The 16,821-nt window shown below is 35.8% G+C and carries 15 protein-coding genes; 7 read left to right on the plus strand and 8 right to left on the minus strand.

What is annotated here, in order from left to right:
• Positions 1 to 105: 105 nt before the first annotated feature.
• From DL897_RS08435 to DL897_RS08450, 4 genes are all read right to left on the minus strand, one after another.
• Positions 106 to 1,881, minus strand: a complete 1,776-nt coding sequence (locus DL897_RS08435) for a VanW family protein (protein WP_113658714.1) — start codon at positions 1,879 to 1,881, stop codon at positions 106 to 108.
• Positions 1,882 to 2,219: 338 nt separating this feature from the next.
• On the minus strand, positions 2,220 to 4,061 hold the full coding sequence (locus DL897_RS08440; RefSeq protein ID WP_113658715.1) for a VanW family protein: 1,842 nt from the start codon (positions 4,059 to 4,061) through the stop codon (positions 2,220 to 2,222).
• A 147-nt stretch (positions 4,062 to 4,208) separates the two neighbouring features.
• On the minus strand, positions 4,209 to 5,309 hold the full coding sequence (mutY, locus tag DL897_RS08445) for an A/G-specific adenine glycosylase (RefSeq protein ID WP_113658716.1): 1,101 nt from the start codon (positions 5,307 to 5,309) through the stop codon (positions 4,209 to 4,211).
• Positions 5,310 to 5,334: 25 nt separating this feature from the next.
• Entirely contained in the window at positions 5,335 to 5,649 is a 315-nt protein-coding gene (locus tag DL897_RS08450; RefSeq protein WP_113658717.1) for a hypothetical protein, read from the minus strand.
• Between the two features lie 641 nt (positions 5,650 to 6,290).
• Here DL897_RS08450 and DL897_RS08455 point away from each other — a divergent pair.
• Together DL897_RS08455 and DL897_RS08460 are read left to right on the plus strand one after the other, a co-directional pair.
• Positions 6,291 to 7,265, plus strand: coding sequence for a metal-dependent hydrolase (locus DL897_RS08455; protein WP_113658718.1), 975 nt, complete (start codon positions 6,291 to 6,293; stop codon positions 7,263 to 7,265).
• A 48-nt stretch (positions 7,266 to 7,313) separates the two neighbouring features.
• Entirely contained in the window at positions 7,314 to 8,312 is a 999-nt protein-coding gene (locus tag DL897_RS08460; RefSeq protein WP_113658719.1) for a mechanosensitive ion channel family protein, read from the plus strand.
• 190 nt (positions 8,313 to 8,502) lie between these two features.
• Here DL897_RS08460 and DL897_RS18210 read toward each other — a convergent pair whose 3' ends face one another.
• A complete protein-coding gene (locus DL897_RS18210) occupies positions 8,503 to 8,652 on the minus strand; it encodes a hypothetical protein (protein ID WP_168188719.1) in 150 nt (49 codons plus the stop codon).
• Between the two features lie 30 nt (positions 8,653 to 8,682).
• Positions 8,683 to 9,573, minus strand: a complete 891-nt coding sequence (locus DL897_RS08465; protein ID WP_168188720.1) for a DNA-3-methyladenine glycosylase family protein — start codon at positions 9,571 to 9,573, stop codon at positions 8,683 to 8,685.
• 481 nt (positions 9,574 to 10,054) lie between these two features.
• Between DL897_RS08465 and DL897_RS18475 the strand changes: the two genes are divergently transcribed.
• Positions 10,055 to 10,837: a carbohydrate-binding protein gene (locus DL897_RS18475; protein WP_113658721.1), complete on the plus strand. Its 783-nt coding sequence runs from the start codon at positions 10,055 to 10,057 to the stop codon at positions 10,835 to 10,837.
• A gap of 33 nt (positions 10,838 to 10,870) precedes the next feature.
• Here the strand turns inward: DL897_RS18475 and DL897_RS08475 are convergent, their stop codons facing one another.
• Positions 10,871 to 12,226 carry an O-antigen ligase family protein gene (locus DL897_RS08475; RefSeq protein ID WP_113658722.1) on the minus strand — a complete coding sequence of 452 codons (1,356 nt, stop codon included), beginning with the start codon at positions 12,224 to 12,226 and terminating at the stop codon, positions 10,871 to 10,873.
• 413 nt (positions 12,227 to 12,639) lie between these two features.
• On the opposite strand from DL897_RS08475, the gene DL897_RS08480 reads away from it, so the two are divergent.
• Complete coding sequence (locus tag DL897_RS08480) at positions 12,640 to 13,449, plus strand: ABC transporter ATP-binding protein (RefSeq protein WP_113658723.1); 810 nt, start codon at positions 12,640 to 12,642, stop codon at positions 13,447 to 13,449.
• Positions 13,450 to 13,530: 81 nt separating this feature from the next.
• Here DL897_RS08480 and DL897_RS08485 read toward each other — a convergent pair whose 3' ends face one another.
• The gene (locus tag DL897_RS08485) at positions 13,531 to 15,303 is read right to left on the minus strand and encodes an adenine deaminase C-terminal domain-containing protein (RefSeq protein ID WP_113658724.1); all 1,773 of its coding nucleotides are present in this window, start codon (positions 15,301 to 15,303) and stop codon (positions 13,531 to 13,533) included.
• A gap of 115 nt (positions 15,304 to 15,418) precedes the next feature.
• Between DL897_RS08485 and DL897_RS08490 the strand changes: the two genes are divergently transcribed.
• The 3 genes from DL897_RS08490 (at position 15,419) to DL897_RS08495 (ending at position 16,810) form a co-directional block, all read left to right on the plus strand.
• The gene (locus tag DL897_RS08490) at positions 15,419 to 15,661 is read left to right on the plus strand and encodes a YgaP family membrane protein (protein WP_113658725.1); all 243 of its coding nucleotides are present in this window, start codon (positions 15,419 to 15,421) and stop codon (positions 15,659 to 15,661) included.
• Positions 15,662 to 15,677: 16 nt separating this feature from the next.
• On the plus strand, positions 15,678 to 15,806 hold the full coding sequence (locus DL897_RS18840; protein ID WP_276308568.1) for an EYxxD motif small membrane protein: 129 nt from the start codon (positions 15,678 to 15,680) through the stop codon (positions 15,804 to 15,806).
• Between the two features lie 128 nt (positions 15,807 to 15,934).
• Entirely contained in the window at positions 15,935 to 16,810 is an 876-nt protein-coding gene (locus DL897_RS08495; RefSeq protein ID WP_168188721.1) for a GNAT family N-acetyltransferase, read from the plus strand.
• Positions 16,811 to 16,821: the final 11 nt, after the last annotated feature.

Here is a 16,821-nt window from a genome sequence, read left to right on the forward strand (position 1 = left end):
TTGATAATTTTTTTCTTCCGTTTTACTCCTGTCTTCACAAAGCAAACAACAGTCGGATCATTAAATAAAGAAAAAAGTTTATGCAACCAGTTCCAAAAATTTTTCTTATAAACTATTTGCTTCATTTTCATCTTCATTTTGGTTTGGGCCAGGCTTTGTTTCTACTGGTTGATCTAACATATCATCTGTAATTTTTACTTCTGGTTTATCATCGCTTTTTTGTAGTTCTTTGATTCGCTTTTCTTCTTCAGGATCATATCCCAATAATAGCTTAGTAAAGGAATCTGTCTTTGGTTTTGGATATTTTAATTCTTTTAATTCTTCTTTGGTTAATTTTTTTGCTCCAGGCATTGTATAAACAGCAACAGTCGATAAGTAACTAGAAGCATCCGCTTTAATCACGACCGGTTTATTTAAATTATTGGCAAATTTAAAATCAGTATAAGGATAGGCAATAGTAGCATCTCTACCAAGTGGTACATATCCAACTGGTTTACTATGTGCTGTTCGTGAAACAATTTTTAAGCCAGCTTTCTCAACTGCATTGAAGAGTGTGGTAGATACTTGACAGATTCCGCCCCCATATCCTGTTGCCATTTTTCCATTTACGATTACTCCAGCTGGTTTATATCCTTTATCAGCTGTGGTATCTCCAACATAACCATTCCATGAAAAGACTTCACCCGGTTTTAACACAAAACCATCAATCGTATTCGATGCAAGGCGAATATTTTCAACACGATTTCCTGCCGTAGCTCCCATATTGGTAGTAAACTTTCCGATTTTCACTTTATCCAGATTGTTTAGATCTGCGGCAGTTAAAGTGGGTTTGTCTTCAATCATTGGAATCTGTCTAGGACGATTGTAGAGCTTTTTGATATTACCTTCCTTGAACCATTCAACAACCTGTTTTGTATCAACTAATTGCCCAGGTTTTTCTGGAATAATATCAGTACCTGCTTTTTTATCTTTTAATTTGGCATTGACAGCTGGTTGATCCAGTTCCTTTCGAATTCCATCTAACCATGCAGCTAGTTTCTTTTTGTCAAGAGAAGAATAATCTCCATGATAGCCAATTGATCCAAGATCTAATTTAAAGGTTTTTTGTTTGGATTTTAGCTGTATTTGATATCCAATAAATTTAGGTTGAACCTCTTCTTTGTAATATTCTGTTTTTGAAAGCGTATAAGTAGCTACTCCACCGCCAACGAGTAATAAGCTGGCAGCCACGATCCCAACGATCCATTTTCTGGAATATCCTTTAGTTTTCGAGGATTGTTCAGTAGGAGGAGTTGTTTGTAATTGCTTAGCAGCAGGGGAATTTATGTTTTTAGGCTTTTTTATATTGATGTCATCTTGACTACTTTTCACTGGTTCAAAAGGCTTATCGAAGAAGATAACATCATCTAATGACTGGGAATCATTAACAGGCTTATGTTTTGATTCCGAATTTTCATCAGACTCCTCTGAGGCCGCTATTTCAGTACCCCATTGCTCAAAAATAGAAAGATCATCTTCTAGGTTTTCGGACGAAGAACTTTTATTTTCATTTTGTTTTTTTTCTTTCTCAATAGTTTGTTTATCTTGATTTTCTACTATTGTCTCTTTATTTGCCTCTGCGATCTCTGTTTCTTCTTTTTCATCCGTACTCCACTGTTCAAATAGCAAGATGGTATCCTGTGAAACTCCTTGTTTCACTTGCTCTTTTCCTTTTTTTTCAATATCAGACTCACTGGAGAAAGATACCGTTTCATCCAGTCTCTCCGTTTCTTCTAAAGCTTGTTCTGTATCCTCAGAAGATTCCTGCTCAGAGCATATTTTCTTTTTTTCTTTCTCTGACTGAGCTTCTTCATTCACCCTATTCTTTTTTTGATCTTCCACCCAATTTCTCCCCTTTGGTGTAATTTCATATTGGACACTTATTATTGATCATCTAAGGAAAATTGTCAAAAATAGAAGAACTCCGTTAATTTATATCCTAACTAGATATATTTTACATCTATAGAGCCAATGAACACACAGTGCATAAAAAGCTAAAACAAACAAAAAAATGTATCATCACATTTATTCCCTTCTGTATCTTAACTATATCCTTTGTTATATGTATAAATAACCCTTTATAATATATGATAATGGATAATCTAAAAAAACGCTACAGGCAGATTCCCTAATAAAAAAATCGCCCATATCTTAGGCGATTTTTAGAAATTCTTTCTGCTTTATTCATTATTTCCTTGGTTTTCTTGAGAAGCATTAGACTGATTATCTTCTTCTTTCTTTGTATTTTCAAATTGATCTTTGTTTGTATCACTTTTCTTTTTTGAAATGGATGATACAGCTCCTGGAGCCGTTAATATTTTTAAATTCAAAGACTCTTTCTTTACATTTAATTTAAGCATAATCGGCTTATTATAACTATTGGTAAAATAGAATTTACTATTGGAACTGACTTCTTCACCTTCTGTCTTATCTTTACTGTTATTCTTTAACTTTGCCTCGGATACAGCAGCAGATAAAGCTTTTGATAATACGCTTATCTCTTTTTTTGAAGCCTCACCTAAAGCTTCTGTTAAAGAAAAAGTTTGCCCTGGATCTACTACCCATCCGTTCAGTTTTTCTAAGTTTTTTCCATCTGTTGTTAACTTCTTTTTCACTTCACTGATTTGTTTCTTATCGATCTCTTTATAGTCTTGTTCTGTCCATTTCGGTTTTACTGTTACTAAAGGAACTTGTTTGGTCTGGTTAATAATAACAGAAGGGTTATTTAACCATTGATTTAATTGGCGCATATCAATCTGCAAACCATTTTGTTCTTTAATCATTCCATCACTAATCTTTTTACCTTTAAGTTGAGCATTTTTGGCTGGACGTTCAACTTTTGGTTTGACAGTGGTATTAATCCAATTAAGAACCATTTTTTTGTTTATAGATGAAGGATTTTTACCATCATATCCTACTTTGTTTAGCTCTAACTTATATATCTCATCGCCTGCTTGTAATCGAGCCATGTCTCCAAAAAGCTTACCTGTATCCGATAGACCAAATGTTTTGATTGCATAAGCCAAGCCTGTACCTGTTATTAAAAGTCCTACGATCATACAAATCATCATAAAATACTTTGACTGTCTCGAGAAAATCGATACCTTCTTTGTGGGAGCTGCCTGTGACTGTACCTTAGATGGTTTTGGTGGTACTGGTCGCGGAATTTGTGGTACAGGCTCAGGATTCTGAAAAACAGATGTAAACGGTTCCTCTTCTTTTTTAATAGCCTGCGATGTAATGTATCGATTTGTTCCCGAAGGATTGATCGGCTTTACCGGTTGGGGAGTCACACGCTCAAACTGAACTACATTCGACGAATCAGGACGTGGTTGTGATCCAATCGTTGGCTTATTAAATTGCGATTCCTGTTTTTTAGGTTGAGCATTTACCCCTGAGTTTACTTGATTTAAATTCTTAACAACGCTTGGTTTGTGAGCTGTTTGTGGTTTATGCTTTGCAGTACTCTTTAATTGTCCCTTGCCAGTTCGTGCTGTGCCTGGGTTTCTTTGTTGAAACTCAGTTTGAATAGGCTCTTGTTCTTGCTGTGTTTGAAAGTCCACATTTGGAGTCAACGTGTATGTTTTCTTTCGCTCAGGTGGACGGCTTGAGGTTCCAGTAAAATCTGTACTCCAGCTATCTAAATTTCTTGCTTCAAATAAACCTAATTCGGATGTGTCGTCTTCTTCCTTAGTCATAAATGCTGATAAATCATTTTCATTCTGTTCCGTATCTATCAAGAATTCGCGTTGTGATGAGGAAATATTCTTTTTAATATGTTCAGGCATCATTGAAAACTCCGTTTCTTTTGATAATGGTCTTTCTCGAAACATCTTGAGTTTTTGGTAAAGATCTTCCTCTGTATATGCTTCTGATTCTTCTTCAATTTTTATCTTTTTCCCTAGCAACGACTTTTTGGCTGATGATCCTTGATCGGTACGTTGAGACAACATCGAATGAAGAGATTTTCTGGAGGCAGGGACTGGATATTTATCTCCAAATGGCATTTTTCTTCCTTCCACCTATTTCCCTCCTTTTTATCTCTGATATGTAAAAATTTGTTAAAAAGAAGAATCTCTAATGCAAAAGCTTCCCGTAAATGCAAAAACCTAAACAATAAATCAAATACTATTTTAAACGAGGATGATGAGTAAATGTATTACAAAATGTTAAACTAACATTTTCAGAGCTTTTCGATAAACGTTAGGCAATGCTATTTTTTCTATATCATCCAAAGATATCCATTTTAAATTCGATGATGGTTCCAATCCTTGCTCTATCAACTCCACAGTAACTAAACTAATTTTCCAGTGACGATGACTAAAAATATGTTCCAGATTCCCCTTTATATTTATATTTTTAACTAACCAATTGTTTTCGATCACAATTTTTTGCATCGTGTCTAACGCTTTAGATTCAATAACATCTTCCCAGGTTGGAAGAGCCCACATTCCACGTAATAAGCCTTTATTTGGCCGTTTTTCGAGTAAAACTTTTGAGTCAGATGTGATCCAACCAAATAATACAGGCACCTTTAATGGAGGCTTGGCTTTTTTCTTATAAGGTAATTCTCCTTGAATACCCTGATGAGATGCATGACATACCGATTGAACAGGGCAAAATAAACATTGCGGAGAAACAGGTGTACAAACTAGAGCACCTAACTCCATCAATGCTTGATTAAAATCTCCAGGTGCTTGATCAGGGATTAGAGAATCTGCTAGATATTCCATTTTTTTGCGAGTGGTAGCTGATGCAATATCTTCTTTAATCGCAAATAGACGAGAAAAAACACGCATCACATTACCGTCCACAGCAGGTACTTTTTTATTATAAGCTATACTTAAAATGGCACCTGTCGTGTATGAGCCCACTCCTTTTAATTGCGAAATGGTTTCAGGTTGATCTGGGACTTTTCCAGCATATTTTTCAACCACTTCTTTAACTGCAGAATGTAAATTTCTCGCTCGCGAATAATATCCTAGACCTTCCCATGCTTTTACCACTTGTTCATCTGTTGCATTTGCTAAGTCTTCAAGGGTGGGAAATTGCTTCATAAATCGTTCGTAGTACGGAATTACTGTATCCACTCTGGTTTGTTGCAACATGACTTCGGAAACCCAAATCCGATAAGGATCTTTATTAATCCTCCAAGGAAGATCGCGTTGATTTTGATTATACCAGTCTAACAATTCTTTCTGGATCACTTGTATTGTTTCTTTTGGAGGTAGATTTATGGTTAAATTTTTATGATTTTTTTTCCGAATCATTTTCTCTTAGATACCACCTTGTTATTTAATCTAAATGTCCAAAAGTCCAAGCACGAACTTTTTCTCGTCCTCCTTTAATTAGCGAGTCAAATTCATCTAAAACACCACCGATTGTAGCTGTCCGAAGCTGTTTAACTTGTTCAATTAAATGTGGTTCTTTTGCTTCGATGATCTCTACAATCAAACCCGCTTGTTCTTTACTCTCTAAAAATGAGTGTGACAAAATTGGTCCTATTTGTTTAACATTTTCTTTAAGATTAGGTCGAGCTGCCAGAAAATCATTCCACTTTGAATCCTTAACTTGATATTCTATAAATAAAAGATAACGTGCTGTATTCATACAAGAATCCCCTTTCTTAAATCCATTATATGATAGATCAAATATACGTAAGTGATTCTGATTATGTAACAGCCTCTATCTTAACAAATATGATTTACTCCGTTAACCCAATGAACTATGTAAGTACCAAAATGATCTTCTAAATAAGAGTCACTTCCAATTGCATTTTCTATATTATAAAGAGGATATGGCATAAATCAGCTACGCATCTCTTTCGAACCTTACTTTCGCCTAAACCTCAATCAAAAAGTCCATTTTACACCAAAGCAATCTGCTTTTAATCTAGAAATAATCCAGCCTTTTAATAATCTATGTAACATCTGCTCTAGAAAAAGTAAATTTTTTTATTAAGGAAGGAGGTTACCTGCTACCTCTAGATTAAATGTCCTACTTAATTTTAGTTTTAGAGTGATAAGTAATATATGGATGAATCCAGATTATTCATATGTTTTTATGATATAACGCTTTCCTTTCCTAAAAATTAATTATATTTATCAACTTTCCTAGAAAATTTCGCAGTTCAAAATTAAAAACCCGTTATTCAATCTAGGTCCATAAAAACATAGGTCAGAACAGGACTTGCCATCCTAAGCAAAACTAAAACGGACATTTTGTCTATATTGGACAGTAGCAGGAGTTATATGGATACAGGAACTCACCTTGCCATGGGAATCGGCCTTTACGGTTTAGCACATCTTGACCCTACCTTACTGCAGGATACGCAAATATCTTATGCGATCCTTTTTGCTACTACAATCGGCTCACAAATTCCTGATTGCGACACCTTATATCGTCTTAAAGGGAATAGTGCCTATATACGAAATCATCGTGGATGGACTCATTCACTTCCAATGCTTTTACTATGGCCTACACTTATAACCGTTGTTTTATCCTTCTTCTTAACGGAAAATTATCTACATGTATGGCTATGGAGTTTTTTAGCCGTATTTATTCACATTTTTATCGATCTATTTAATGCATATGGTACTCAAGCACTGAAACCTTTTTCGAACCGTTGGATATCTTGGAATGTCATTAATATATTTGATCCTTTTATCTTTGTCATTCATTTGATCGGCTTTGGTTTATGGTTTATTTCACCAATCTCTCCTGGGCTTATTTTTGCAGCTATTTATTTAATTATGATCACCTACGTTTCGTGGCGAACTTGGGTGCATGCGAAAAAGTCTAAATGGGTTAAGAAACAAGTTGGCGAGCCTGGGAAATATACTGTTTTACCTACTATAAGATGGAATGATTGGAAAGTTGTACTAAGACAACAGAACAGGGTTCGAATGGGAGAAATTCGTCAAGGACAGATAAAATGGACTGGAGAACTTTCTACAAAGGATCTACAACATCCTGCTGCTATTCATTCCAAAGAAGCAGAGCCTATCTCCTCCTTTTTATCTTTTACTTCATTTGGTTATCCCATTGTATATTCTCGCTCATATGGCTATGAAGTAAGATGGTTTGATGTTCGATATCATCATAAGAAAAACTTTCCGTTTCTAGCTGTAGCTCTACTTGATCATCAGCTAAACCTCATTGATTCTTTTGTAGGTTGGATTAGTGAAGAGCAATTAGACAAAAAAGTACAACACATGTTATCCTAATTCACATAAAAAAACATCTATATCCGCCAGAAATGAGGTGTAGTGATTTTGGGAACGGACTTACTAGCTTTTTCAACAGATGTTGAAAAAAAAATAGCCGAAAATATATCAAAAAATCCTCAAACAGATACAGGTCAAAACTTAGCTGAGAACATAGCCCATAAAACTAAAAGCTTATTTGTCAATATCATTGAAGATCCTTTTCAGTATCTCTTAATGCCCTTGGGTGAAATCATTTTGATCATAGCTCTTACTATTATAGCTGTGCGACTGATCCAGCGATTGATCAATAAAACTTTCTCATTTAGCCGTGTCCAAAGCAATCAAGGTCATACGCTACGAAAGTTAATTAACTCTGTTGTTCAATATACACTTTATTTCATTGCGATCCTAACCATCTTATCTATCTTTGGCATTAACTTAGCCCCTGTTTTAGCTGGTGCGGGTATCTTAGGATTAGCGATTGGATTTGGAGCTCAAAGTTTAGTCAAAGATGTCATAAGCGGATTTTTTCTGATCTTTGAACGCCAATTGGAGGTTGGCGACCTTGTCCAAATTAATAATCAGATAACTGGAACAGTGGAAGAGGTAGGGCTACGTGTAACCAAAATCCGTGAGTTTAATCAACGCTTACATTACTTGGCCAATAGAACGATCACTCAAGTCACAAACTATAACCGTGAAAAGATGCGTGCCATTATTAATATCACTGTTCCACTTGAAACAAATTTTGATCTTGTCATAACATCATTAGAACAAGCATGTACCCAGATCAAAGAAAAATATACAAAAGACCTTATCGAAGATCCGGATATCGCGAAATTTACTAATATGGATATGAATGGAGTTCAATTTATGATCACAGCTCTTTGCTCTCCTGATGCTTATTTCCAATTAGAACGTGATATCCGTAAAGAAGCATTAGATGCTTTACACCAGAATGGAATTGAGATTGCCTATACTCGTAGTGTCATCTATAGTCCTGATCAAGCCTATGAATTACAAGTCCAAAATAAGGAACGGACAAAAGAGCCTGTTCGATCATAAACTTATAGTGACTAATAGGATGACTGATATACATTTTTTCTCTCCTACTTCAACTAGGTACACGCTGCTAAAACAATATTGGTCATTATAAAATGGGTCTCTTTATTTTCCACTTCATTTACTTAAGTGAAAAAGAGAGACCCATTTTTTGAATTAAAATATATTTAATCTATAACAATGACTGACACATCTAAAGTAAAGTATATTTTAGAACGGCTAGTACACTAACAATTCCAAGGGAAATAATTACCCATAAAGCTGTCCCTTTTACTTCACGCATAAAAATCCCATTTGCATCTACTGAAGCTACTCGAGTCTCTTTTTTCTTTTTTCTAGCCACAGATATCCCCCTTCCTATGTTTAAGATACATCATTTCTTATTTTGCGTAATGTAATCCCACAGATAAAACGTAACATAGCTCTCATAAGGTGCCCAAGCTGCTCCTAACTTTCGAATATCATTTTCTGTTGGTTGTTTTTCCAAACCATACGCCATTTTCACGGCATTTCTTAACCCAATATCTGCAGCAGGAAGCAGATCAGATCTACCTAGACCAAATAATAAGATGCATTCAATCGTCCAACGACCTACACCACGCAAAGGTAACAACAACTCCATTACTTCTTCATTTGACTTATCCCATAGATTATTGAGATCCAATCTACCATTAACAATTAATCGTGAGATATCTATAATATATTCAGCCTTACGCCGACTATATTGCAGTTTTTGAAGATCTTCATAGGTAAGCTTTGCGATTTGCTCTGCAGTTGGAAATACCCAAAAAGTATCTCCATGATAATCAATCTGATCTCCCACTAATTCAATCAAACGTTGTTCCAATTTCGCAGCAAATGACGTTTGTAGCTGTTGACCAATAATCGTTTTAATAAAACATTCATAAATATCTGGATCTAGGATCAAATGGAGTCCTTGTCTTGCAAGCACTATCGGTCGCAAAACCTTATCTTCGAGATGATTATAGAAGGGGGTCAAGTCAATTTCAGTAGACCATACTCGCTTTACTATTTCAAGTAACTCTAGCTCCTCTAAACTGGATAATGGTTGATCTACTTGTATTTCTAAGGCTGAGTACATAGGTATATACGAGATCCCTACTACGATCGTCCTTGTTTTTAAACGCATAGCTCGATAAAATGTTCCATCTTTTTCTAGATAACTTGATTTAGAAAAATAGCGCAAACGCTTTGTTGTTTGATCAAAGGAGTAAGGATATTTTAAAGGAATTCTTAAACACACAACCTTCACACCTTTTTCCCACATTGTAACATATTTATGTATATAGCATGAATCTCCTATAAGTGCATACTCCATTATTCGATCAAAAACCTAGACTACTCCTAGAAAAAGCCACAGGAGTGAGAGCGGAGAAACGATAAGCAGCAGTTCAAGAGCTCTCTCAAAGAGATTCTCCTACAAATTTATTTTCTTTTTCAATCAAATAATGATAATTTCGATTCAGTTATACAAAAATACATACTTGAAATTTTTGTATTTCATTTTTCGTCAATTTTAGCGATAAAGACTATAATAAATTTATATAAATAATATTTATCCACTTTAAAAATGATATATATACTTTTTTTGTAACTTAAAATACTATTATCTAATAATATAATATTGACATTAAATATATACTTAGAATATTGTTATTCATTGATTTTTTCTTTAACTATGCTATGATAAAATTCCAAGTAGATCGAATGGAGGAACTAAGGTAATGAGCGAGCATAATCGGAGTTCAAAGAACTTACGATCTAAACGGAGCTCTTCGCAGCCCATCATTCCGACACCACCACTTCCAAGCCGAAAAAACAGGAGTGGACAAAAACGTTTACCTTTCCTATGGACCGGAGTAGGCGTTCTCATTTTTTTATTTACTTTATCTGGTATAATTTATGCAATGCAACCAAATGAGCCAGAGAAAAAATCAGGTATAACTGCTTATAGTTCAACATCTACTCCTGATTCAATGAAAAAACAAAGTCAAGCAGCTAATGAAACAACTTCACCAGAAACTGTAAACCAGGCACCCTCAGAGAAAAGTATAGCTCCTAAAATAAAGGAGAAGCAAAAGGAACTGACATCAGACTCAAAAGCAAACAATAATGTGGCGCATAAACAAGCTTCTTCTTCAAAGATAGGAACTAAAGACACGAGAAAAGTCCAGCCAGACAATGAAACGTCTAATAAACAACCTGAGCAAAAAGACGAGCCCAATCATCAGCCAGAATCCAAACCAGAACCCAAACCAGAACCTAAACCAGAACCCAAACCAGAACCTAAACCAGAACCCAAACCAGAACCCAAACCAGAACCCAAGCCTAGACCTAAACCAAATACTAATCTCCCTCCAGCTTGGCAGAGTAACCAATGGTATCAAACTAGCGATTTAGTTTCCTATAATGGAAAGGTTTATAAAGCTACTGTTCCAAGCCGAAATGTACCTCCTGGTACACGAATCTTTTTCGGTTGGATCAATCCATGGGAAGTATTTCACTAGAACATAAGAAAAAAACACTCCCGTCTCTACCCATTAACGTAGGCGACGGGAGTGTTCGCTTTTAAAAAGGTTTTTCATACCGATAATGAAGGTTGATACGGGCTTAAAGTCAAGAGTCTTAGAGCTTTTTACTTCATATTTAAGATCTCCATCGTTTTTCATCTTTAAAGCTCGCTCGTACTGAGAATGAATAATAATAATACTAAGCATAAAAATAAGACCTACTTGTGGTGTTAATAAAGGATAGTCATACATTCCTTGACCCAGTAAAGCGATAATCAACGAGACCAGCATTCCTGCTAAACATCTTTCTTCTTTACTATTTGTCAGCTTCCGCCAACGTCTCGCTCTTATCATCGTCACAACAATGAGCATTACAAATAAACCAAAACCAATGATGCCAAATTCTGAAGCAATACCAAGGAACACATTATGCGCATGATAAACTGCTTCACCTGTTTTTTGATGGAAAATCTGAGCAAAATGAAGGGGTAATGCTCCTATAAGCCAATGCTCTTTGAAAATCTCTACTGCTACTTTCCAAATTTTCATACGTGCTTGGAAAGTAGTCAATATGGTATCTGAACGAGGGATTAATGATGGAAATAAGGCTACTACACTGCCTAGAGATAGTAAAATGGCTAATGTGATTTTTCTATGTCCTTTCATCCAAATCTGAACCAATAATCCCACTACTAGTCCAACCCATGCTCCACGTGATCCTGTCAAATAAATGGAATAGCAAAATAAAAGGAATACACCAAAAGCAGTTATCTTCTGCCACCTTTTATACAGTACAGATTGGGCATAAATACTCATTAATGCAAAACAGATGAGCATAGCAGCTGTTATATTTGAATTTCCTGCGGTTCCTGCACTTCTTTCTGGATTTTCGCTCTGCCATTGATTCTCTCTATAAAAGTTAAGCAGGTGCTCTAATAGTTCACTACCATTCATACTCCCGCTCATTTGCTGAATCAATACAACAGCTACAACATACAGCCCTCCCAACCAAAAATAAATATACATTCTACGAACTTCAGCTGGAGACCACTTTACAATGCCTTTGATCCAAACTGTCAAAAGATAATAAGTCACAAAGAGAAAAACAGGAACAATGCCTACTGGAAAAGATTGTATGGGTACAGGTTCCGTAGTTATTTGATACCAACTAGGACTCACAGCCCAACTAATAGCGCTTAGAAGAACAAAACCTAAAAAAATGTTTTCAGGCCAGCTTAAAAGCGGCCACTTCTCTCTATAAATAAAAATAGTAATAATTCCAATTAAAAACAAAAAAACAGGTGGGGCATACGGTGTAATTAAAATAGATAAATATAATAACTGCGTTAAACCCATAACCCACTTTCTTTGAGTGATTGATTTCAAGAGTATAAACTCCCTTTTTCTTAATTCTAATACCAAAATGTCTATAGTATTATAGCGATTACCATTAAAAAGGGCAAGTTACATAAAACTTATCCCCGATTAACATAAATAAATTTACCAAAAAATAAAAATACGACAAAATATACTGCTTTTATTCCTTTCTCATTTTATTCACTGCTTATGTTATAACAACATGCAAGTCATCCGATCCATTCTTTATAAATCATACAAAGGTTTTTTTAGTGGCTCTCCTATACCAATTATTACACATGGGTTTATATAACTTCGATACCATCTTAATTTCTTCCTTTAGAGAGCAGGACAATATTCATTGACGGTTGAGAATCTTTCTCATAAAATGAAAGAAGAGAACAAGTTCGATTCCATGCCTCATCTAACTTGGAGGGATTATTTTGACACACGGTTTAGAAACAAGTAATTTAACTCTCTCTTACGGACCTCACACGATTATACAAGAATTAAATCTAAGTATTCCCCACAAGAAGATTTCAGTTTTAGTAGGTAGCAATGGCTGTGGTAAATCTACACTTCTACGGTCACTTGCTCGACTTTTAAAGCCACAATCAGGATCTATTTTACTAGATGGTAAGGAGATTGCAAAGCAACCCACCAAAGAGCTTGCCAAAAACTTAGCCATCTTGCCACAGAGTCCTGAAGCACCAGAAGGCCTTTCTGTTATACAATTAGTCAAACAAGGGCGATATCCCTACCAAACTTGGTTAAAACAATGGTCTAAAGAAGATGAAGATAAAGTAAACTGGGCATTAGAAGTTACTCAAATGACCCCTTTAGCAGATCGTGCCGTTGATTCATTATCAGGTGGTCAACGCCAACGTGCTTGGATTGCAATGACTTTGGCGCAAGATACAGATATATTATTATTAGATGAACCGACAACTTACCTTGATCTGACACATCAAATTGAAATTTTAGATTTATTATTTGAGCTAAATGAAAAACAAAAGCGAACGATCATTATGGTACTACATGATCTTAATCTGGCATGCCGTTATGCACACCATATCATTGCTATTCGCAATAAACAAGTTTATGCAGAAGGTAAACCAGAAGACATTGTGACCGAACAAATGGTTCAAGAGGTTTTTGATCTCCATTGTGAAATTGCGAAAGATCCACTCTTTGGTACACCACTATGTATTGCCCATGGTAAAGGGAGAAATTTAATCCGTTCAGCTAGTTAACTAACCAGGGGACATCCGCATAAGAGAAGTCCCCTGGTCATCTATTTTATTCGAAACAGATCTGGCTATGATCTTCTATATTTATATACCCCTCTTACTTGCTGAATATAGTATCTTTTTTTCTTTAACTTGCATAATTCCTGCCCGTGTCAGACGAATTTGTGGTAAATGAGTAGAGGATAGGAATAAAAAAGTATAGAGCGGATCTGAAAATGTATATCCAAAAGCACGTAATTGAGTGATAAATGGTTCTAACTGCTCGTTCAATTCATCCACTGACTTTGTACTCATAAAACCACTGATAGGAAGTGGTATATGATATAAGATTTGACTGTTTTGAACCCAAGTGATCCCTCCACCATGCTCCAATACATGATTAGCCGCCTGAGCCATTGCTTTCTTGTCACGTCCAATTACTAACAAATCATGAGATCCGTTATAGCTTGAGGCAAGTCCGTCTATATTTCGTGCGAATCCTCGTAAAAAAGCTGAAGTCATCCACTTCCCCACAGGACTAATTAAATATACTAATAAACGATCATCATTTTCCTCCCATTTTACCCAGCCGTTTTCCTCTTCTAAATTCTCTTCTTGTAATTTCGTAATCACTGCATTGACCAATTGAATAATAGGCACTTTATCCTTTTTTCGAGAAGGTAAGGAAAATTCCTCTTCCTGTATACGCCAATCACTTCCCCACTTAACACTTTTAAAATGATTCCAAGGATTCGTTTCAAATGATTGCAACATTTTTCTTTGCTTGGCGACTAACTCTCCATCCACCAGTACCATGACAGGAGTAGGATCTTGAAGGGAATTTAATACATTTATATTAGCTAGTCTCCCGGGTGCCAATCCACCAATATGTTCTTCCATATGATAATAGATAGCCGGATTGATGGTAACCATCTGGTAAGCATGTATGGGGTCACAGCCATGATGAATAGCTACTCGTATAATATGATCCTGAAATCCCTGCTTTAAATAAAGGGGGGTAGCTCCATCTGTTGTTAACATCAATCGATGCCATGGAACATTTTCTTTTTGTAGGAGTCCTTCTATTAAGATAGGTAAATCAGGGCGAATCGAGCTATGACGTAAGGTTGTCATATACCCTAACTCCAGGCGATTCCATACTTCTTCTACCGAGATACTTTCATGATCAGCTGTCACTCCAATGGCCGCTAAACGAGATAAAGTACGATAAGATGCTCCAGAAGCATGGCCTTCTACACGTTTACCGGCCTGCTTTGTCATCGTGACCTGACTTAACATCGTTTCATCGCCCATAAGTAAAGGAAGCCAATCTGTAAGTTCACCTGCTTGTATGACAAGCGGATGAAATAAAAATTTTTGGACACGTTCGGTTGAAAACAATTCCTTTTCCTGATTGTTTAAATACGTCTGTGCATCCAATCGGGCCCACCAAAATTGTTTAACAGGATAGTTCTCTAGCTGATCTAATAACCCCAACAATTCCTCCATATTCCACATGGTGAAAAAAGTCATATTATCATTAATCAATGTTGTCGTTCCCAAAGTTAGTACTTTTTCTGCTAAAGTTAGGGGATTATATAGCTGGGTTGGATGTGCATGCGGTTCAATATAACCAGGTACTAAAGTATATCCAGTTAAATCTAATGACTCTATTGATGAATCAAGATATAGACCACTTTGCTTTAGATTTCCAATAAAAGCAATCCTCTTTCCAGCAAGTGCAATATCCTTTTTTTCTAACCTACCTGTATAAACATTAAGTATTGTCCCACCCTTAATTAAACGAGTAGGCTTTTTCCTGCCCATAACAACATCTGAAAGTAGTATTTGCTCATCCAATGTAAGCTGAATTCCCATTTGATCAACTCCTTTGTTTAACTATTTATCATTTCGGCAACCGAATAATTTATCCTTCGCATAATAAGAGGGAAATTGTAAAGACTAGTTATTAAAGAAGCGAGGGAGTGAGGATATGCAAAAAAATATGAGCCCTTGGAATGCCCTGATTCGCATTACCTGCGGCTTAGTTGGCTTAGCTTGGTGTACTGCTTGTTCGGCTCGTTCTCCATATCGTGTCTTTCCGTGGATGATCGCAATCTTTTCAGCTGTGAAAGTCGCTTCAGGAATAACCCGATTTTGTCCTATTACTGCAATATTTAGACCTAATCAGCAGTCAGCTAAAATGGAAAGCCAAGCGTTTGACACACAAGGGTAGTAAAGGACTTGATTATATGAATCGTAATCTTTTGTATGAGCTTCTAGGGGATTATAGCTTTGTTATTATTACAATTATTGGGATTATTGTTGTCTCTGCTTTAATTATAAACTTATATCGTCGCCGACGTACAACTCGCTCATGATCTCCTTTTAAAACCGTTAAAAATGTGCCTCTCTTTGCAAAGAGAGGCTTTTTTATCTTTACCTTTTATAGATCAATTCTTGTAAAATAAAATTATAAATTTCCCAATCTATAGAAAGCAGGATGAATATGATTCGATTTGAATTTCTAAGTAATTGTTCCTTAAAAGAAATGGTAGATCTAATGAACCATGCCTTTCAAGATTACTTTACAGAAATGAAAACAGATGTGTCATCTTATGTGAAACGTTTGGCCAAAGAAGATCTCTCTCCTGATCTATCCATTGTCGCCTATGATAAAGAAAAACCTGTTGGGTTTATCTTAAATGGGATTCGAGAGATTAATAATCAAAAAATAGCTTGGAATGGAGGAACTGGTGTTATTCCTGATTATCGTGGACAAGGCATAGGTCGATTGATGATGGAAAAGTGCTTTGAAATATACCATCAACAACAAGTAGAGGTTGCTACACTTGAAGCTATTGATCGAAATTTAACAGCCATTCATCTCTATAGTAAAATGGGTTATCAAATTATCGACCATTTAAAATTTTACTCCCTTGATCTTAAAAAAGCTAAAAGCAAGTTAAGCTCATTGACTACCGAACATACACCAAATACTGTGCAGAGCATTTTTAAGCGGGATCTAGTCCACCTTCCTTTTTTCCGTCGGTGGGCTCCTTGGCAGAATCAGTTAGCAAGCTTACCTGATGCGGAAGCAATCATACTATCCAATGAAAAAAATGAAACGATTGGATATGCTTTATTTCAAGTTATTACGTCTTTACAAACGGTTAATTTTTTTCACTTAGAAGTGACTCCCAAAGAGAAAAACCGTAAAGATATTTTCATTGAACTGATTTCCCATGTTATAAATAAAACGAAACCTGCTCAATCCTATCGTACTTTTAATTTACACGCAGATATAGACTTAGATGAATTACTTCGGGAGATCGGCTTTGATTATCAACTAGGGCAGGTTTGGATGACCAAAACTCTAAGCTAAATAGAGATGGA

The sequence above is a fragment of the Thermoflavimicrobium daqui genome (assembly GCF_003313465.1).
In the GTDB taxonomy this organism is placed as follows: domain Bacteria; phylum Bacillota; class Bacilli; order Thermoactinomycetales; family Thermoactinomycetaceae; genus Thermoflavimicrobium; species Thermoflavimicrobium daqui.

What these genes read in the sequence shown, in the direction of transcription:
- mutY (WP_113658716.1), bottom strand. Translation starts at nt 5,309, where the DNA reads ATGATTCGGAAAAAAAATCATAAAAATTTAACCATAAATCTACCTCCA.
- DL897_RS08450 (WP_113658717.1), bottom strand. Translation starts at nt 5,649, where the DNA reads ATGAATACAGCACGTTATCTTTTATTTATAGAATATCAAGTTAAGGAT.
- DL897_RS08455 (WP_113658718.1), top strand. Translation starts at nt 6,291, where the DNA reads ATGGATACAGGAACTCACCTTGCCATGGGAATCGGCCTTTACGGTTTA.
- DL897_RS18475 (WP_113658721.1), top strand. Translation starts at nt 10,055, where the DNA reads ATGAGCGAGCATAATCGGAGTTCAAAGAACTTACGATCTAAACGGAGC.
- DL897_RS08485 (WP_113658724.1), bottom strand. Translation starts at nt 15,303, where the DNA reads ATGGGAATTCAGCTTACATTGGATGAGCAAATACTACTTTCAGATGTT.
- DL897_RS08490 (WP_113658725.1), top strand. Translation starts at nt 15,419, where the DNA reads ATGCAAAAAAATATGAGCCCTTGGAATGCCCTGATTCGCATTACCTGC.
- DL897_RS18840 (WP_276308568.1), top strand. Translation starts at nt 15,678, where the DNA reads ATGAATCGTAATCTTTTGTATGAGCTTCTAGGGGATTATAGCTTTGTT.
- DL897_RS08495 (WP_168188721.1), top strand. Translation starts at nt 15,935, where the DNA reads ATGATTCGATTTGAATTTCTAAGTAATTGTTCCTTAAAAGAAATGGTA.